19 protein-coding genes are annotated in these 16,876 nt (G+C 70.3%); 13 read left to right on the top strand and 6 right to left on the bottom strand.

The genetic code is table 11. The features are described 5' to 3' along the window. Positions 1–707 (top strand): RDD family protein (locus IF73_RS0124555; RefSeq protein WP_051717265.1); only part of this gene is annotated, 707 nt, incomplete at its 5' end. Between the two features lie 83 nt (positions 708–790). After that, a complete protein-coding gene (locus IF73_RS0124550) occupies positions 791–1,447 on the top strand; it encodes an RDD family protein (RefSeq protein WP_031011696.1) in 657 nt (218 codons plus the stop codon). A gap of 35 nt (positions 1,448–1,482) precedes the next feature. Here IF73_RS0124550 and IF73_RS0124545 read toward each other — a convergent pair whose 3' ends face one another. After that, positions 1,483–1,761, bottom strand: a complete 279-nt coding sequence (locus tag IF73_RS0124545; protein ID WP_031011694.1) for a hypothetical protein — start codon at positions 1,759–1,761, stop codon at positions 1,483–1,485. Positions 1,762–2,123: 362 nt separating this feature from the next. On the opposite strand from IF73_RS0124545, the gene IF73_RS0124540 reads away from it, so the two are divergent. Beyond that, positions 2,124–4,556, top strand: coding sequence for an immune inhibitor A domain-containing protein (locus tag IF73_RS0124540; protein WP_031011693.1), 2,433 nt, complete (start codon positions 2,124–2,126; stop codon positions 4,554–4,556). Between the two features lie 145 nt (positions 4,557–4,701). Beyond that, entirely contained in the window at positions 4,702–5,013 is a 312-nt protein-coding gene (locus IF73_RS0124535) for a hypothetical protein (RefSeq protein ID WP_031011690.1), read from the top strand. Positions 5,014–5,061: 48 nt separating this feature from the next. Here IF73_RS0124535 and IF73_RS0124530 read toward each other — a convergent pair whose 3' ends face one another. Then, positions 5,062–5,661 (bottom strand): isochorismatase family protein, encoded by a 600-nt coding sequence (locus IF73_RS0124530; RefSeq protein WP_031011688.1) that lies wholly within the window; start codon positions 5,659–5,661, stop codon positions 5,062–5,064. A gap of 93 nt (positions 5,662–5,754) precedes the next feature. Next, entirely contained in the window at positions 5,755–7,083 is a 1,329-nt protein-coding gene (locus IF73_RS0124525) for a nicotinate phosphoribosyltransferase (RefSeq protein ID WP_031011687.1), read from the bottom strand. A gap of 100 nt (positions 7,084–7,183) precedes the next feature. On the opposite strand from IF73_RS0124525, the gene clpS reads away from it, so the two are divergent. The 7 genes from clpS (at position 7,184) to IF73_RS0124490 (ending at position 11,879) form a co-directional block, all read left to right on the top strand. Then, positions 7,184–7,489, top strand: coding sequence for an ATP-dependent Clp protease adapter ClpS (gene clpS / locus IF73_RS0124520; RefSeq protein ID WP_031011685.1), 306 nt, complete (start codon positions 7,184–7,186; stop codon positions 7,487–7,489). Further along, positions 7,489–8,070, top strand: a complete 582-nt coding sequence (locus IF73_RS0124515) for a DUF2017 domain-containing protein (protein ID WP_031011683.1) — start codon at positions 7,489–7,491, stop codon at positions 8,068–8,070. Before clpS ends, IF73_RS0124515 begins: the two co-directional genes overlap by 1 nt. A gap of 312 nt (positions 8,071–8,382) precedes the next feature. Next, on the top strand, positions 8,383–9,819 hold the full coding sequence (locus tag IF73_RS0124510; protein WP_031011681.1) for an amino acid permease: 1,437 nt from the start codon (positions 8,383–8,385) through the stop codon (positions 9,817–9,819). Positions 9,820–9,895: 76 nt separating this feature from the next. Further along, a complete protein-coding gene (locus tag IF73_RS0124505; RefSeq protein ID WP_031011679.1) occupies positions 9,896–10,321 on the top strand; it encodes a Mov34/MPN/PAD-1 family protein in 426 nt (141 codons plus the stop codon). Positions 10,322–10,428: 107 nt separating this feature from the next. Next, a complete protein-coding gene (locus IF73_RS42765) occupies positions 10,429–10,545 on the top strand; it encodes a putative leader peptide (protein WP_315986240.1) in 117 nt (38 codons plus the stop codon). A 100-nt stretch (positions 10,546–10,645) separates the two neighbouring features. Continuing rightward, positions 10,646–10,924 carry a MoaD/ThiS family protein gene (locus IF73_RS0124495; RefSeq protein WP_031011677.1) on the top strand — a complete coding sequence of 93 codons (279 nt, stop codon included), beginning with the start codon at positions 10,646–10,648 and terminating at the stop codon, positions 10,922–10,924. Between the two features lie 4 nt (positions 10,925–10,928). Continuing rightward, positions 10,929–11,879 carry a PLP-dependent cysteine synthase family protein gene (locus tag IF73_RS0124490; RefSeq protein ID WP_031011676.1) on the top strand — a complete coding sequence of 317 codons (951 nt, stop codon included), beginning with the start codon at positions 10,929–10,931 and terminating at the stop codon, positions 11,877–11,879. Between the two features lie 97 nt (positions 11,880–11,976). On the opposite strand, the gene IF73_RS0124485 is transcribed toward IF73_RS0124490, so the two are convergent. Next, entirely contained in the window at positions 11,977–12,453 is a 477-nt protein-coding gene (locus tag IF73_RS0124485) for a type II toxin-antitoxin system PemK/MazF family toxin (protein ID WP_031011674.1), read from the bottom strand. 206 nt (positions 12,454–12,659) lie between these two features. Here IF73_RS0124485 and IF73_RS0124480 point away from each other — a divergent pair, with 206 nt between their 5' ends. Further along, positions 12,660–13,412: an MBL fold metallo-hydrolase gene (locus IF73_RS0124480; RefSeq protein WP_031011672.1), complete on the top strand. Its 753-nt coding sequence runs from the start codon at positions 12,660–12,662 to the stop codon at positions 13,410–13,412. 71 nt (positions 13,413–13,483) lie between these two features. On the opposite strand, the gene IF73_RS0124475 is transcribed toward IF73_RS0124480, so the two are convergent. Together IF73_RS0124475 and IF73_RS0124470 are read right to left on the bottom strand one after the other, a co-directional pair. Beyond that, on the bottom strand, positions 13,484–14,737 hold the full coding sequence (locus tag IF73_RS0124475; RefSeq protein WP_031011670.1) for a PTS transporter subunit EIIC: 1,254 nt from the start codon (positions 14,735–14,737) through the stop codon (positions 13,484–13,486). Positions 14,738–15,004: 267 nt separating this feature from the next. Further along, positions 15,005–16,303, bottom strand: a complete 1,299-nt coding sequence (locus IF73_RS0124470; protein ID WP_031011668.1) for a PTS transporter subunit EIIC — start codon at positions 16,301–16,303, stop codon at positions 15,005–15,007. Positions 16,304–16,540: 237 nt separating this feature from the next. Here IF73_RS0124470 and IF73_RS0124465 point away from each other — a divergent pair, with 237 nt between their 5' ends. Beyond that, positions 16,541–16,774: a glucose PTS transporter subunit EIIB gene (locus IF73_RS0124465; protein ID WP_030760915.1), complete on the top strand. Its 234-nt coding sequence runs from the start codon at positions 16,541–16,543 to the stop codon at positions 16,772–16,774. The last annotated feature ends 102 nt before the right edge of the window (positions 16,775–16,876 follow it).

The following is a 16,876-nucleotide window of genomic DNA, read 5'->3' as shown; positions in this document are numbered from 1 at the left end:
AGGCGGGGGGGGGGGGCAGGAGGACCACCATCCCCCAGCCCCACCCGCACGTCCAGCAGGCGCCGGCGCCGGCGCCCGCTCCCACGCCCGCCGCCCCCGCCGCGCCCTCCTGGGCCCAGCCCCAGCCGCCCGCCCCCGCCGAACAGCAGGCGCAGCAGCCGGTCGTGCCGTGGAAGCCGCCGGTCGAGGACCCCTTCCTCAAGGCCGCGCGCGAGCAGTCGTCCGCGCCCCCGGCCGGGCTCGGCCGCCGGCTCCTCGCCCGGGTCGTCGACACCCTCCTCCTCGGCGCGATGGCCGCCGGCGCCGGCTACCCCTTCGTCACCGCCGCCCTCGACCACATCCAGGACAAGATCGAGGCCGCCAAGCGGTCGGGCGTCACCGTCCAGGTCTGGCTCGTCGACGGCACCACCTCGGTCCAGTTCGGCATCGCGCTCGGCCTGATGTTCGTCCTCGGCCTGCTCTACGAGGCGCTGCCCACCGCCAGGTGGGGCCGCACGCTCGGCAAGAAGCTGTGCGGGATCCAGGTCCGGGACATCGAGGCGCACGAGCCGCCGACCTTCGGCCGGTCGCTGCGCCGCTGGTTCCTGTACACCTTCCTCGGGGTGCTGGTCATCGGCGTGCTGAACGTGGTCTGGTGCGTCTTCGACCGCCCGTGGCGGCAGTGCTGGCACGACAAGGCGGCCGGCACCTTCGTCGCCCGGACCTGACCCCGCCGGCCCGCCGGGGGGCCGGTCCCCCGAACGGGGGCCCAGCCGTTGCGGGCCCCCGGCGGCCGGGATGCGATGCCCCCATGAGCACCGACCAGCCGCCGCCCGGCCCGCCCCCCGACGACGACCCGTTCGCCAAGCGGCCACCGGAGCCGCCCCAGGGCCCGCCGCCGGGCCCTCCGCCGCCCGGGAGCCCGTACGACGACCCGTACCCGCCCCCGCCCCCGTACGGCGGTTACGGCGGCGGTTACGGCGGCACCGACCCGCTCTCCGGGATGCCGCCGCTCGCCGAGACCGGGCGCCGGGTCCTCGCCCGGCTCATCGACTGGGTGATCATCGCCGTGCCGCTGGCGATCATCGGCATCCCGTTCGACATCTACGACCGGGCGACGGTCGACGGCGACGACTTCCAGACCACCTGGACCGGCGGCGGCCAGCTGGTCTTCCAGCTGCTCACGATCGTCGCCTACGTCACGTACGACACGGTGCTGACGGCGCAGCGCGGACAGACCGTCGGCAAGCGGCTGATGAAGCTGCGCGTCGCCATGCTCAACGACGGGTCCACGCCCCCGATGAGCCAGTCGCTGCTGCGCGCCATCGTGCTCTGGCTGCCCGCGCTGATCTGCTGCGCCTGCCTCTGGCCGCTGCTCCTGCTGATCCTGATCATGGTCGACAAGCCCTACAAGCAGGGCCTGCACGACAAGGCGGCGAAGACGGTGGTCGTCACCGTGCCCCAGTAGTCAGGGCCGGCACCGCCGGCGGAACGGACGGGGTCTCACGGACCGGTCCGGGTATCGGCTCCCGCGCCCACCTGCGCGGCCGGTACCCGGACCGCGTCGTTCCCGGCCCCGGTGCCGCTTCCGGCGGGGGACTTGACGGGCCGCGTCCCGCCCGGCATCGTCACCGCCACGAGGACGCCGAGGAGCAGGCCGGCGAGGCAGGCCGCGGCGATGCCGAGGGGGCCGGTGGCGCCGGTCAGGAGCAGGAGCGCGGCGGTCGCGAGGACGACGACGGCCGAACCGTAGGCGTACTGCGCTGCGTTCGGACGCTGCATGACGGATACCGCCCCTCCGGACTCCCGGTCGACTCTACGACGCTCGATGCCCGGGCGGAACGGCGGGTAAGCGTGACCTGACCCACGGTGCCGGAGCACGGGGGGCGCACGGGTGGCACGGGCCGGGCACGGAGCGGGCCCGAGGGGCCTCGCGCACCCGAACTCTCCCGGGTCGTACCCGTACTGACCGTCCGCATACCGGATTTCGACACCCGCATAGTGCACTTGGTGTGTGCAAGTCAAGATCTGTCTTTTCTCGTCTCTCTCCGGTCGAATGTCGTCACTTGTGACGCGCGCCCTGCCGGACGGGACACCCCACCTCCTGGTCCCGAGGCGTGGGCGCCGGGGAGGAACGACACCAAGTGACCAACAGACGACGGGCGATTCGGGCGTCCGCGGTCGTCGTGGCGCTCGCGGCCACCGCCGCCACCGCCTCGACCTTCAGCACCGCCTGGGCGAACGAGGACGGCAGGATCTCGGCGGCGGACGTCCGCCACGACCCGGCTCCGGGCCACGACGCCGAGAAGACCACGGTCGACCACGACCTCGAAGGCCCCTTCAGCGAGCAGCAGGCGCAGCAGCGCAAGGCCGCCCTGGAGCAGGTCCTCAAGGGCGAGGCCAAGGTCGAGCGCCGCGGGGGCTCGCAGGTCGTGAAGCTCGACGCGAAGAAGTACGTCGAGCTCGGCCGCGAGAAGACCGACAAGATCTTCACCATCCTGGTCGAGTTCGGCGACCAGGTGGACACCACCACCCTCGTCGACCGCAAGGACGACGAGACGGACGAGCTGAAGCCGAAGTTCGGCGGCACGCCCGGCCCGCTGCACAACGCGATAGCCGAGCCCGACCGGTCGAAGGACAACTCGACCGCGTGGCAGCCCGACTACGACCAGAAGCACTTCCAGGACCTGTACTTCGGCTCCGGCAAGGACCCGAAGACCGGGCAGCAGAAGCAGTCCCTGAAGACCTACTACGAGCGCACCTCGTCCGGCCGCTACTCGGTCGACGGCATGGTCTCCGACTGGGTCAAGGTCCCGTACAACGAGGCCCGTTACGGCTCCAACTACTGCGGCCAGTCCAACTGCGCCAACGTGTGGGACACCGTCCGCGACGGCGTCAACGCCTGGGTCGCCGACCAGAAGGCCAAGGGCAAGACCGACGCCCAGATCAAGGCCGACCTGGCGACCTACGACCAGTGGGACCGCTACGACTTCGACGCCGACGGCAACTTCAACGAGGCCGACGGCTACATCGACCACTTCCAGATCGTCCACGCGGGCGAGGACGAGTCGGCCGGCGGCGGCGCCCAGGCCACCGACGCCCTGTGGGCGCACCGCTGGTACGCCTACGGCACCAGCGCGGGCAAGACCGGCCCGGCGAACAACAAGGCCGGCGGCACCCCGATCGGCGACACCGGCATCTGGGTCGGCGACTACACGATGCAGCCGGAGAACGGCGGCCTCGGCGTCTTCGCCCACGAGTACGGCCACGACCTCGGCCTGCCGGACCTGTACGACACCGCGGGCGGCGAGAACTCGACCGGCTACTGGTCGCTGATGTCCTCCGGCTCCTGGCTGGGCCTGGGCAAGGACTCCATCGGCGACATGCCCGGCGACATGAACGCCTGGGACAAGCTCCAGCTCGGCTGGCTCAACTACGCCAAGGTGAGCGACGAGCTGCGCGCCTCCAAGACCACCCACAAGCTGGGCGTCGCGGAGTACAACACCAAGAACCCGCAGGCGCTCATCGTCGAGCTGCCCAAGAAGGCCGTCACCACCGACATCGTCGCCCCCGCCGAGGGCGCGGCCCAGTGGTGGAGCGACATGGGTGACGACCTCAAGAACACCCTCACCCGCTCCGTCGACCTGACGGGCAAGTCGTCCGCCTCCCTGGAGCTCCAGGGCTGGTACGACATCGAGGCCGAGTACGACTACCTCTACACCGAGGTGTCGACGGACGGCGGCGCCAACTGGACCGCCGTGGACGGCACCGCCGACGGCGTGGCCCTCCCGCGCGACGCGGCCGGCTCCCCGGCGCTGACCGACGTCTCGGGCGCCCACAAGAAGCTCGTCTACGACCTCTCGGCGTACGCGGGCAAGAAGTTCGACCTCCGCTTCCGCTACCAGACGGACGGCGGCGCGGGCGGCAAGGGCTTCACCGCCGACGCCATCACGCTGACCGCCGACGGCGCCGCCGTCTTCGCGGACGGCGCGGAGAACGGTGACAACGGCTGGACCCCGAAGGGCTTCTCGCGGGTCGGCAAGGGCTTCACCAACGAGTACGAGCAGTACTACATCGCCGAGAACCGCCAGTACGTCTCGTACGACGCCACCCTCAAGGTCGGCCCGTACAACTTCGGCTTCACCGGCGAGAAGGAGAACTGGGTCGAGCACTACCCGTACCAGAACGGGCTGCTCATCTGGAAGTGGGACCTGTCCCAGAAGGACAACAACACCTCCGTCCACCCGGGCCAGGGCCTGATCCTTCCGATCGACGCCCACCCGACCCCGCTGAAGTGGAACAACGGCACCCTGATGCGCAACCGCGTCCAGGCGTACGACTCCCCCTTCGGAACGTACCGGACGGACGCTTTCCAGCTGCACCTCAAGGACGTCCCGACCTGGGTCCGCTCGCAGCCGGGCAACCCGGTCTTCGACGACCGCAAGGGCACCTACTGGTTCCAGGAGACCGAGCGCGCCGGCGTGAAGGTCACTGACACCAACACCAAGATCGAGGTCGTCAAGGAGCCGAAGAACGGCCAGACGATCACGGTCCGGGTGGGCCCGTCGACCCGGTGATCCACTAGTGACCCGGTGAAACCGCAGGTCAAAGCGTGATCGGCCGTCGCCCTCTAGCGGGCGGCGGCCGATCGTGTTTAGGTGCAGCTGACCGAGTTCTCACGGACTCCTTATTGACAGTCGGCTCACGGGGGAGTGGTTCCGCATGCCCGGTGGAGGGTTCTGCAAGTTGCCGGGAGGCAGTGTGGTGGTCGCGATAGGACTGCCCAGTCCGGCCGGAGACGGCGCGACCGTACGCTTCCTCGTCCACGCCGCGAACCGCGCCCGGGCCCTGACCAGGCTCCGAAACCTGGGCCTGCGGTCGGTTTACCTGCGGGGGAACGCCGAGCCGCCCACGGGGGACGAGATCACGGCCGTGCTGCACCACCCGGACGGGCTGCTGTGGAGATCCACGCCGGGCGCCGCCCAGGAGCTGTGGCACCCGGCCCGCGCCCTGCCGAAGGCCCCGGCGGCCTGAGCCCCGGCGGCCTGCGTCCCGGCGGCCTGAGCCCCGGCTTTTCGGGTCTCAGGCGACGACCGGCTCGCCGGTGAGCTCCACGCCGGCCTCCCGGAGCTCGGCGAGGGCCCGGTCGGTGGTCTCGCGGGCCACGCCGGCGGTGAGGTCGAGCAGGACGTGGACGCGGAAGCCCTCGCGGGCCGCGTCCAGGGCGGTCGCCCGGACGCAGTGGTCGGTGGCGATGCCCACCACGTCGACCTCGGTCACGTCCCGCTCGCGCAGCCACCGCGCCAGCGTCTCCCCGTTCTCGTCCTGCCCCTCGAAGCCGCTGTACGCGGCGGCGTAGGCGCCCTTGTCGAAGACGGCCTGGACGGCGCCGCCGGCGACGGCGGGGGCGAAGTTCGGGTGGAAGCCGACGCCCTCGGTGCCGGCCACGCAGTGCACCGGCCAGGAGTCGACGTAGTCCGGCGCCTGCCCGGCCGGGGCGAAGTGCGCGCCCGGGTCGATGTGGTGGTCGCGGGTGGCGACGACGTGCCGGTACGCGGTGCCGGCCGCCTCACCGATCAGCTCGGTGATGGCGGCGGCGACGTCCGCACCGCCCGTCACGGCGAGGCTGCCGCCCTCGCAGAAGTCGTTCTGTACGTCCACGACGATCAGTGCGCGGTGCATGGCGGGTCCTCGGGTGGTCGGAAGGGGTGGGCCCGAGCCTAGAGACTCCGCCTCCGCTTCGGGAGGGGGAGTCACCGGGCTCTGGACGTATCTCTAGATGTACTCCGTCGGCAGCACCGGCTCGCCGCGGGAGAGCTGGATGGCGGACATCGGAAGCCCGGCGCGGGCCGCGATGTGCCGGGTCCGGGCCGCCTCCAGCGGCTCCCGGGCCACCACCTCGCCGCCCTTGACCAGCTCGACCAGGAGCTGGTCGGCGGCGAGCGCGTCCGGGACCGGTCCGGTGCCCACGACCTCGGCCGCGGCGACCCCGTCGGCGTCCTTGCGCCGCGCGGCCCACTTGCGGCCGCCGACGGACGCCTTGCCGCCCAGCGACTTCTTGGCGACCGGCACCAGCGGCGCCTTCGGGTCGGCCGAGGCGGCGCGGGCGACCAGCTTGTAGACCATCGAGCAGGTGGGGTGGCCGCTGCCGGTGACGAGCTGGGTGCCCACGCCGTACGCGTCCACCGGCGCGGCGGCCAGCGAGGCGATCGCGTACTCGTCGAGGTCGGAGGTGACCACGATCTTCGTGTCCCGGGCGCCGAGCTCGTCCAGCTGGGCCCGGACCCGGTGGGCGACGAGCAGCAGGTCGCCGGAGTCGATGCGGACGGCGCCGAGCTCGGGCCCGGCGATCTCGACGGCGGTGCGGACCGCCTCGGCGACGTCGTAGGTGTCGACGAGCAGGGTCGTGCCCCGGCCGAGGCTGTCGATCTGGGCCCGGAAGGCGTCCCGCTCGCTGTCGTGCAGCAGGGTGAAGGCGTGCGCCGAGGTGCCGACGGTCGGGATGCCGTAGCGGAAGCCGGCGGCGAGGTCGGAGGTGGCCTCGAAGCCGCCGACGTACGCGGCCCGGGAGGCGGCGACGGCGGCCAGCTCGTGGGTGCGGCGGGCGCCCATCTCGATCAGCCGGCGCCCGCCCGCCGCCGCCGACATGCGGGAGGCGGCCGCGGCGATGGCCGAGTCGTGGTTGAGGATCGAGAGGATCACCGTCTCCAGGAGCACGCACTCGGCGAAGGAGCCCTCGACGCGCAGCACGGGGGAGCCGGGGAAGTACACCTCGCCCTCGGGGTAGCCCCAGATGTCGCCGGAGAAGCGGTAGCCCGCCAGCCACTCCAGGGTCGGCTCGTCGACGATCGCCCGCTCGCGCAGGAAGCCGAGGACGGCCGGGTCGAAGCGGAAGTTCTCGACGGCGTCCAGGACCCGGCCGACGCCGGCGAGGACGCCGTACCGCCGCCCCTCGGGCAGCCGCCGGGTGAAGACCTCGAAGACGGAGCGCCGGTCGGCGGTGCCGGCCCGGAGGGCCGCCTGGAGCATGGTCAGCTCGTACTGGTCGGTGAAGAGCGCGGTCGACGGCACGTCCACCGGGAGCCCAAGGTCCGCAGCGTTCATGCCGATGATGCTACCGCAGTATTCGTCAGTTTGACGAATACTGCGCTGGAGGGGTGGCCCGTTTGTGCGACAGGGGGTCCCGGGTGGCAGCATGGGGTAAGTGAGCATCGCGCCTATCGAGATCGAACGGACCGAGTCGGCCGAGGAGGTCTCCGCGGTCGTCGAGCCCGACGTTCCCTGGGTCACCCTCGTGCACAACGACCCGGTGAATCTGATGAGCTATGTCACCTACGTCTTCCAGACGTACTTCGGCTACTCCAAGGACAAGGCGCACAGGCTGATGCTCGACGTGCACCACAAGGGCCGCGCGGTGGTCTCCAGCGGCACCCGCGAGGAGATGGAACGGGACGTGCAGGCGATGCACGGCTACGGACTGTGGGCGACGCTCTCCCAGGACCGCGGCTGATGGCCGGCCACTTCGAGGCCGTCCCGGGCGGCGGAGCGGCCGTCGCCCTCGACGAGGTCGAGGTCTCCATCCTGCGCTCGCTCGCCGTGCAGCTCCTGGAGCTGGTCGGCCCGGGCGACGAACCCGACGCGGACGCCGACCCGCTCGCCGCCCTCTTCGCCGAGGGACCCAGCGAACCGCCGTCCGACCCCGCCCTGCGCCGCCTCTTCCCCGACGCGTACGCGGACGACAGCGAGGAGCTGCGGGCCGCCGCGGCCGACTTCCGCCGCTTCACCGAGAACGACCTGCGGGCCCGCAAGCGCGAGGACGCCCTCGCGGTGGTGCGCGCCCTGGACGGCCTGGCCAGCGAGGGCCCGGAGGAGTCCGCGGTCCTCAAGCTGACCCCGGACGAGTCCCGCTCCTGGCTCGGCACTCTCAACGACCTGCGGCTGACCATCGCCACCCGGCTGGACATCACCGAGGACGAGGAGAGCGAGCGGCTCTACCGGCTGCCGGACAGCGATCCGCGCAAGCCGATGGTGATGGCGTACCTCTGGCTCGGCGCGCTTCAGGAGTCACTGGTCGAGACGCTCATGTCCTGACGGACGGCGAGGGCGGGATGTTCGCTCAGCGGACGCTCAAATCCGGATAACGAACTTGTTATCAGGGCGTGCACCTCGCCCTCTTGTGTCCCTTTCGCCCCCTCCTTTTCGTGGCGTGCGCCACACGCATCTCCGCCGATCACCCCTCACGCCGTGATAAATCTTCACGACCACTCGGGGACGCCACCCCTGTTCCCGAGGGCGCTTGAGCCGGCTGACCGCCGGTGGCACTCCATCCATATCCGGGGGGATCAGGACCTGATCCGCAGCAGACACCGTCGCGCGGATCAGCATGGAGAAAGGCGCACCACCATGACCTCAGTGCGGGTCGACAAGCAGCACGACGGCAATGAGGCCGCGGACTCCGCCTCCGGCGAGGGTTACCACCGGGCACTCGGCGCCCGCCAGATCCAGATGATCGCGATCGGCGGCGCCATCGGCACGGGCCTCTTCCTCGGAGCGGGCAAGGGCATCTCCAAGGCGGGCCCCAGCCTGATCCTCGCGTACGCCCTCGCGGGCCTCGTCATCTTCTTCATCATGCGGGCGCTCGGCGAGCTCCTCATGTACCGCCCCGTCTCCGGCTCCTTCTCGGAGTACGCGCGGGAGTTCATCGGCCCCTTCGCGGGCTTCGTCACCGGCTGGACGTACTGGCTCTTCTGGGTCGTCACCGGCATCACCGAAGTCACCGCCGCGGCCACCTATATGACGTACTGGTGGGACATCCCGCAGTGGATCTCCGCCCTCGTCTTCACCGTGATCCTCTACGGCGCCAACCTGATCTCCGTGAAGCTCTTCGGCGAGCTGGAGTTCTGGTTCTCCATGGTCAAGGTCACCGCCATCGTCGGCATGATCCTGATCTGCGCCGGCATCCTCACGATCGGCTTCTCCGACGCCGGTGACACCGCCTCGATCACCCACCTGTGGGACCTCGGCGGCTTCTTCGCCGGCGAGAACGGCATCGGCTCCACCCTCATGACCCTCCAGATGGTCATGTTCGCCTTCCTCGCGGTCGAGCTGGTCGGCGTCACCGCCGGCGAGTCGAAGGACCCGGAGACCGTCCTGCCCAAGGCCATCAACACCGTGCCGTGGCGCATCGCCGTCTTCTACGTCGGCGCGCTCATCATGATCCTGTCGGTCGTCCCGTGGACCGAGTTCCAGCCGGGCGTCTCGCCGTTCGTCGCCGCCTTCGAGAAGATGGGCCTCGGCATCGGCGCCGCGATCGTGAACTTCGTCGTCCTGACCGCCGCCCTCTCCTCCTGCAACTCGGGCATGTACTCCACCGGCCGCATGCTGCGCGACCTCGCGCTCAACGGCCAGGGCCCGAAGCTCTTCACCCGGCTCACCCAGAGCGGCACGCCGCTCGTCGGCACCACCTTCTCCGCCGGGCTGATGATGGTCGGCGTCTGGATCAACTACCAGTGGCCCGGCGAGGCGTTCAACTACGTCGTCTCCTTCGCCACCATCTCCGGCATGTGGGCCTGGATCATGATCCTGGTCTGCCAGATCCGCTACCGCCTCAAGGCCGACCGCGGCGAACTGCCCCAGTCCTCCTTCAAGGCCCCCGGCGGCATCTGGGCCAGCATCTTCGCCCTCGCCTTCATCGGTCTGGTCGTGGTGACCATGGGCATGGACGCAGGCAACCGCGTCGCGCTCTACGGCGCGCCGGTCTGGGGCCTGCTCCTCGCCGTCTCCTACCTGGTGCTCAAGGCCCGCAACCCCGAGGGCGCCGCCTTCGCCAAGCGCTCCTGACCTGCACCGTCTCGGCATCCGGGCCGCTCCGTACCATTCCTCGGTACGGAGCGGCCCGTCTGCTTATCCTGTCGTCATGCTGACCATCACCCGGGCCCTGTACGACCGGATCGTGGAACACGCCCGCGCGGACCACCCCGACGAGGCATGCGGCGTCGTCGCCGGACCCGTCGGTTCGGGCCGCCCCGAGCGGTTCATCCCGATGCTCAACGCGGCCCGCTCGCCCACCTTCTACGAGTTCGACTCCGCCGACCTCCTCAAGCTCTACCGCGAGATGGACGACCGGGACGAGGAGCCCGTGATCATCTACCACTCGCACACGGCCACCGAGGCGTACCCGTCCCGCACCGACATCACCTACGCCAACGAGCCCGGCGCCCACTACGTCCTGGTCTCCACGGCCGACACCGACGCCGCCGGCCCCTTCCAGTTCCGCTCGTACACGATCGTCGACGGGGTCGTCGAGGAGGAGGACGTCAAGGTCGTGGAGGAGTACGTCTAGGGAGACGGCCGGGGCACGCGCGGGCGCTGTCCGGCAGGTGGTCGGAAATCATCCAGTATCTGAGATCACACTCCGGGACCCGGTACGGGAATCGATACGATGACCGCATGGTTTCCCACGACGTGAGCGAAGAGACTCCGGGCACTGTGCTGCTCGTGGCACGCCTGCACGTCGACCTCTGCCGCCTCGCCAGCGCGATCTGTTCCTCCCGCGCCGCGCTCTGAGCGCCGGCCGAGCGCACGTACGTACGACCCCCCTCCGCGCGGGGGCCCCAGCAGCACGCCCACCACGTCACTTCCGAGTCTTCCGACAGGAGCCCACGCCATGGCCATCGAGGTCCGCATCCCGACCATCCTCCGCACCTACACCGACGGCGAGAAGGCCGTCGAGGGCAGCGGCGCGACCCTCGCCGAGCTCTTCGCCGACCTGGAGACCCGCCACAACGGGATCGAGGCCCGCATCGTGGACGGCGGCAAGCTCCGCCGCTTCGTCAACGTCTACCTGAACGACGAGGACGTCCGCTTCCTCGACGGCATCGACACCAAGCTGACCGACGGCGACAGCGTCACGATCCTGCCGGCCGTCGCCGGCGGCATGGTCTGATCCCATGCGTTACGACTCCCCGCTGGCGGCGGTCGGCAACACGCCGCTCGTCCGCCTCCCCCGGCTCTCGCCCTCGGACGACGTCCGCATCTGGGCGAAGCTGGAGGACCGCAACCCGACCGGCTCCATCAAGGACCGCCCCGCGCTCCACATGATCGAGCAGGCGGAGAAGGACGGCCGCCTCACCCCCGGCTGCACCATCCTGGAGCCGACCAGCGGCAACACCGGCATCTCGCTGGCCATGGCCGCCCGGCTCAAGGGCTACCGCATCGTCTGCGTCATGCCCGAGAACACCAGCGAGGAGCGCCGGCAGCTGCTCGCCATGTGGGGCGCGGAGATCATCTCGTCCCCCGCGGCGGGCGGCTCCAACACGGCGGTACGCGTCGCCAAGGAGCTCGCCGCCGAGAACCCCACCTGGGTGATGCTCTACCAGTACGGCAACCCGCACAACGCGGGCGCCCACTACGCCACCACCGGCCCGGAGATCCTCGCGGACCTCCCGTCCATCACCCACTTCGTCGCCGGCCTCGGCACGACGGGAACCCTGATGGGCGTCGGCCGCTACCTCCGGGAGCACAAGCCCGACGTCAAGATCGTCGCCGCGGAGCCCCGCTACGACGACCTCGTCTACGGGCTCCGCAACCTCGACGAGGGCTTCGTCCCCGAGCTGTACGACGCCTCCGTCCTCACCACCCGCTTCTCCGTCGGCTCCGCCGACGCCGTCACCCGCACCCGCGAACTCCTCCAGCAGGAGGGCATCTTCGCGGGCGTCTCCACCGGCGCGGCCCTCCACGCCGCGATCGGAGTCGGCAAGAAGGCCCTCAAGGCCGGCGAAACCGCGGACATCGCCTTCGTCGTGGCCGACGGCGGCTGGAAGTACCTGTCCACCGGCCTCTACACGGCCGCGACGACAGAGGAAGCCATCGAAACGGTCCAGGGCCAGCTCTGGGCGTAGACCCCGGTGCGGGACATGCGTTCCGCTCGGGGGTCCCCCTGGACGAAGCCCTCGGGGCCCACGCGCCGGAACCCGCACCCGCGGACGGCCCGCCCCGCTAGCGCGCGAGATGGCGGACCTGGTCCCACACGACCGGGTCCGCCTCACCCGCCCGCCGCCGAAACCCCCGCAGCGGCACGTCCCGCAACTCGTCCGTCTCCAGAAAGCTCGGCCGCCCCCGCGCGTCCCCCACGGCCCCCGGCGGCAGCGCGATCACCCCGGGCCGCTCGTCGTGGTACCTGCTGGTGATCTTCGCGACGAGCGCGCTGTCCCCCCGTACGGACAACACCAGGCACGGCCGGTCCTTCGCGCCGGGCCCGTCCTCGAACGGCACCTCGGCCCACCAGATCTCGCGCGCCCGCGGCTCCCGCGCACCCGATCCCCGGACCGGAGGCCGCCCCGGCGGACGGGTCCCTCCCGACGGCCGACCCGACGGCCGGGCCCGTACGGACGACCGCGTCCGCCCACCCGCGACCGCCACCACCAGCGCGATCACCACGACCGCGACCAGCGCGGGCCACCACGACGTGTCCATACCCCATGACGTTACCGGCGCCCGGCACACCGCGCCGCCGCGCCCCGCCGTCCATCCGAACCGGTGACAGAGCCCGTGAGTTCGCCCACAACGGGCCGTCACGAAGGAGCGACCGGCCCCCGTGCGCCTTACGCTCGTCTGACCGCACGGCCTCCCCCTCCCCTTTGCGTGCCTGACCGCACCCGTCCACGGAGGTTCACGCTCCTATGAAGCTCACCGTCGTCGGCTGCTCCGGGTCGTTCCCGTCCGCGGAATCGGCCTGTTCGAGCTACCTCGTCGAGGCCGACGGCTTCCGGCTGCTCCTCGACATGGGCAACGGCGCCCTCGGCGAGCTGCAGCGCCACATCGGCCTGTACGACCTGGACGCGATCTTCCTCAGCCACCTCCACGCGGACCACTGCATCGACATGTGCGGCTACTTCGTCGCCCGCTACTACCGGCACGAGGGCGGCCGCTGCGACGCGATCCCCGTGTACGCCCCCGAGGGCGCCGAGCAGCGGCTCACCACGGCGTACGCGGACACCCCGTCGCCGTCCTCGATGAGCGAGGTCTTCGACTTCCGGACGCTCGGGTCGGGCACCTTCGAGCTGGGCCCGTTCACGATCCGTACCGAGAAGGTGTGCCACCCGGTGGAGGCGTACGGCATCCGGATCGAGCACGGCGGCCGGTCCCTCGCGTACTCCGGCGACACCGGCGTCTGCGACGAGCTGGACGAGCTCGCCCGGGGCGTCGACCTCTTCCTCTGCGAGGCGTCCTTCACCCACGGCAAGGAGGACATCCCCGAGCTGCACCTCAACGGGCGGGAGGCCGGGGCGCACGCGGCCCGCGGCGGGGTGGGCCGGCTCGTCCTCACCCACATCCCGCCGTGGACGGACGGCGAGCGCAACCTCGCGGACGCCCGCGCGGTGTACGACGGCCCGGCGGAACTGGCGAAGGCGGGCGCGGTCTACGAGGTCTGACCGCACCGGTCACACGGGAAGGGCCCCGGAACCAGACAGGTTCCGGGGCCCTTCCGCGTGCGGGGTGAGGCTCACGCCTTGGTGAGGTCCTCGACCTCCTCCTCGGGCTCGCGGCCCGGGGTGGGGAGGTTGAACTTGGTGATCGCGAAGCGGAAGACCACGTAGTAGATCGCCGCGAAGACGAGACCGATCGGGATGATCAGCCACGGCTTGGTCGCGAGGTTCCAGTTCAGCAGGTAGTCGATGCCGCCGGCGGAGAAGGTGAAGCCCGCGTGGACACCGAACGCCCAGGTGACGGCCATCGAGACGGCGGTCAGGACCGCGTGGATCGCGTACAGGACCGGCGCGATGAACATGAAGGTGAACTCGATCGGCTCGGTGATACCGGTGACGAAGGAGGTCAGCGCGAGCGAGAGCATCATGCCGAGGACGGCCTTGCGGCGCTCCGGGCGGGCGGCGTGCGCGATGGCGAGCGCGGCGGCCGGGAGACCGAACATCATGATCGGGAAGAAGCCCGACATGAAGATTCCGGCGCTCGGGTCACCGGCGAAGAAGCGGTTGAGGTCACCGTGGACGACCTCGCCGGCGGCGTTGGTGAAGTCACCGATCTGGAACCAGGAGACGGTGTTCACGAACTGGTGCATGCCGACCGGGATCAGCGCGCGGTTGATGAGGCCGAAGAGGCCGGCGCCACCGGCGCCGAGGCCGGTCATCCACTCGCCGAAGTCGGAGATGCCGTTGCCGATGGGCTCCCAGACCAGGCCGAAGACGACACCGACGGCGGTGCCGACGAAGGCCATGATGATCGGGACGAGGCGGCGGCCGTTGAAGAAGCCGAGCCAGTCGACCAGCTTGGTGCGGTGGAACCTCTGCCACAGGACCGCGGAGAGCAGACCCATGAGGATGCCGCCGAGGACGCCGGGGTTGTTGTACTTCGCGGCGACGTCGGCGCCGTCCTGGATGACGGCCTCGGCGACCGGGAACGCCTTCAGCACGTTGCTGTAGACCAGGAAGCCGACCAGGGCGGCCAGCGCGGTGGAGCCGTCGGCCTTCTTGGCGAAGCCGATGGCGACGCCGATGCAGAAGAGCAGCGGCAGGTTGTCGAAGACCGCGCCGCCGGCGGTGGCGAAGACCGAGGCGACCTTGTCCCAGCCGAGCCCGTCCTTACCGAAGACGTCGGGCTGGCCGAGACGGAGCAGAATACCCGCGGCCGGCAGCACGGCGATCGGCAGCTGCAGGCTGCGACCGACCTTCTGCAGGCCCTGGAACAGGCCGGATCCGCGCTTCTTCGCGGGAGCGGCGGCCTGGGCGGTGGCCGTACTCATCAACTTCCTCCAGTAGGCAAGGCGCCGCCAGAGGACAGTGGAAAGGGGGTGACGGCGGCGTCTCGGGAACGCGGTGGTCTGGACCGCGTGGTCTACACCAATGAGTGGTGTAGACCAGTTGTAGCACGTGAGACTTAGATAAGGAACCTGCGAATTTTCGGCGCGGGGGCATAGTGATGAAGGCGTGACAAAAGGCCCCCGGACCATGAGGTCCGGGGGCCTTCCGCGGCTCCCGTCAGGGGTTCGAACGCCCCGGGACGGACAGCCCTACTTCACGTTCTCGCGCTCCATCGCGTCGCCCACCTCGTCCGGCTCGCGCCCCGGGGTCTGGAGGTCGAACCGGGTGATCGCGACCCGGAAGATCACGTAGTACACGGCCGCGAAGGCCAGACCGATCGGAATGATCAGCCACGGCTTCGTCGCCAGGTTCCAGTTGATGACGTAGTCGATCAGACCCGCCGAGAAGCTGAAGCCGTCCTTCACGCCGAACGCCCACGTCACCGCCATCGACACACCCGTCAGCACCGCGTGGATCGCGAACAGCACCGGCGCGATGAAGAGGAACGAGTACTCCAGCGGCTCCGTGATGCCCGTGACGAACGAGGTCAGCGCCACCGACAGCATCAGACCGCCGACCTCCTTGCGGCGGTGCGGCTTCGCGCAGTGGGTGATCGCCAGAGCCGCCGCCGGCAGCGCGAACATCATGATCGGGAAGAAGCCCGTCAGGAACTGACCGGCATCCGGGTCGCCCGCCAGGAACATCGGGATGTCGCCGTGCACCACCGTGCCGTCCGGCTTCTCGTACGTGCCGAACTGGAACCAGATCGGCACGTTCAGGAACTGGTGCAGACCGATCACCAGCAGCGCCCGGTTGGCCACGCCGAAGATGCCCGAACCCCAGGCCCCCAGCCCCACCAGCCAGTCGCTGAAGTTCTCCAGGGCGTCACCGATCGGCGGCCAGATCCACAGGCAGAGCGCCGCGAACGCGATCCCCACGAACGTCATGATGATCGGCACGAGACGACGGCCGTTGAAGAAGCCCAGCCAGTCCACCAGCTTCGTCCGGTGGTACCGCTGCCACAGATAAGCGGTCAGCAGACCCATCACGATGCCGCCGAAGACCCCCGGGTTCTGGTACGTGTACCCCGCGAAGGCGTCCTCGGCGCCCAGGCAGCCCCCGCCGATGTCCCTCGTCCCCGGCGGGCAGTCCTTCGGGAACTGGCGCAGCACCGTGTAGTAGACGAGGAAGCCGACCACCGCGGCGAGCGCGGTCGACCCGTCCGCCTTCTTCGCCATGCCGATCGCGACACCGATGCAGAACAGCAGCGGCAGACCGAGGTTGCCGTCCAGCAGCGCACCGCCCGCACCCGCCATCACCTTGGCGACGTTGTCCCAGCCCAGGCCCTCGGCCCCGAAGACGTCCGGCTGGCCGAGCCGGTTGATGATGCCCGCGGCGGGAAGCACGGCGATGGGCAGCTGCAGACTGCGGCCCATCTTCTGCAGCCCCTGGAAGAAGCCTCCCCACGAGACCTTCCTGGAGCCGGCTGCTGTGCTGTCGGTACTCATCGGCGACCTCCCTGTCCCGGAACAACCCCGGGCCGCGTCTCGTTGCACACTGGTGTAGACCACTTGCGGTAGGCTCCGGGAGCCCGCTGAGGACAGGCCGCCGGTGATCGTCATCATTCGGCAGAACGGCGGCACTCGCTCGCGAAGTTGGGCCAACCGTGGGTTACCGTGACATCGCGGACCGTCGGTGCGCCGAGATTCGCGTGTCCCGCGAACGGAACGGACAGGGAGAAACACATGGCCAGCAAGGCTGAGAAGATCGTCGCCGGGCTCGGCGGCATCGACAACATCGAAGAGGTCGAGGGCTGCATCACCCGCCTGCGCACCGAGGTCGCCGACGCCAGCCTCGTCGACGACGCCGCCCTCAAGGCCGCCGGCGCCCACGGCGTCGTGAAGATGGGCACCGCCATCCAGGTCGTCATCGGCACCGACGCGGACCCGATCGCCGCCGAGATCGAAGACATGATGTGAGCAGCTGACACCCGGCTGACGAGGGCCCGTTCCGGCAGGGGAACGGGCCCTCGTGCGTGCCCGCCGCCGGATCTGGACCGGGTACGGAAACGGCTAGGCTCG

Source organism: Streptomyces sp. NRRL F-5727, from assembly GCF_000719555.1.
Lineage (GTDB): Bacteria > Actinomycetota > Actinomycetes > Streptomycetales > Streptomycetaceae > Streptomyces.
The sequence above is the reverse complement of the archived record's forward strand: the minus strand, read 5'-3'. Positions and strand labels throughout refer to the sequence as shown.

Excerpts from the sequence above, each read along its gene's own strand:
- IF73_RS0124550 (WP_031011696.1), top strand. The coding sequence starts at position 791 with ATGAGCACCGACCAGCCGCCGCCCGGCCCGCCCCCCGACGACGACCCG.
- IF73_RS0124545 (WP_031011694.1), bottom strand. The coding sequence starts at position 1,761 with ATGCAGCGTCCGAACGCAGCGCAGTACGCCTACGGTTCGGCCGTCGTC.
- IF73_RS0124535 (WP_031011690.1), top strand. The coding sequence starts at position 4,702 with ATGCCCGGTGGAGGGTTCTGCAAGTTGCCGGGAGGCAGTGTGGTGGTC.
- IF73_RS0124530 (WP_031011688.1), bottom strand. The coding sequence starts at position 5,661 with ATGCACCGCGCACTGATCGTCGTGGACGTACAGAACGACTTCTGCGAG.
- IF73_RS0124525 (WP_031011687.1), bottom strand. The coding sequence starts at position 7,083 with ATGAACGCTGCGGACCTTGGGCTCCCGGTGGACGTGCCGTCGACCGCG.
- IF73_RS0124515 (WP_031011683.1), top strand. The coding sequence starts at position 7,489 with ATGGCCGGCCACTTCGAGGCCGTCCCGGGCGGCGGAGCGGCCGTCGCC.
- IF73_RS0124510 (WP_031011681.1), top strand. The coding sequence starts at position 8,383 with ATGACCTCAGTGCGGGTCGACAAGCAGCACGACGGCAATGAGGCCGCG.
- IF73_RS0124505 (WP_031011679.1), top strand. The coding sequence starts at position 9,896 with ATGCTGACCATCACCCGGGCCCTGTACGACCGGATCGTGGAACACGCC.
- IF73_RS42765 (WP_315986240.1), top strand. The coding sequence starts at position 10,429 with ATGGTTTCCCACGACGTGAGCGAAGAGACTCCGGGCACTGTGCTGCTC.
- IF73_RS0124495 (WP_031011677.1), top strand. The coding sequence starts at position 10,646 with ATGGCCATCGAGGTCCGCATCCCGACCATCCTCCGCACCTACACCGAC.
- IF73_RS0124490 (WP_031011676.1), top strand. The coding sequence starts at position 10,929 with ATGCGTTACGACTCCCCGCTGGCGGCGGTCGGCAACACGCCGCTCGTC.
- IF73_RS0124485 (WP_031011674.1), bottom strand. The coding sequence starts at position 12,453 with ATGGACACGTCGTGGTGGCCCGCGCTGGTCGCGGTCGTGGTGATCGCG.
- IF73_RS0124480 (WP_031011672.1), top strand. The coding sequence starts at position 12,660 with ATGAAGCTCACCGTCGTCGGCTGCTCCGGGTCGTTCCCGTCCGCGGAA.
- IF73_RS0124475 (WP_031011670.1), bottom strand. The coding sequence starts at position 14,737 with ATGAGTACGGCCACCGCCCAGGCCGCCGCTCCCGCGAAGAAGCGCGGA.
- IF73_RS0124470 (WP_031011668.1), bottom strand. The coding sequence starts at position 16,303 with ATGAGTACCGACAGCACAGCAGCCGGCTCCAGGAAGGTCTCGTGGGGA.
- IF73_RS0124465 (WP_030760915.1), top strand. The coding sequence starts at position 16,541 with ATGGCCAGCAAGGCTGAGAAGATCGTCGCCGGGCTCGGCGGCATCGAC.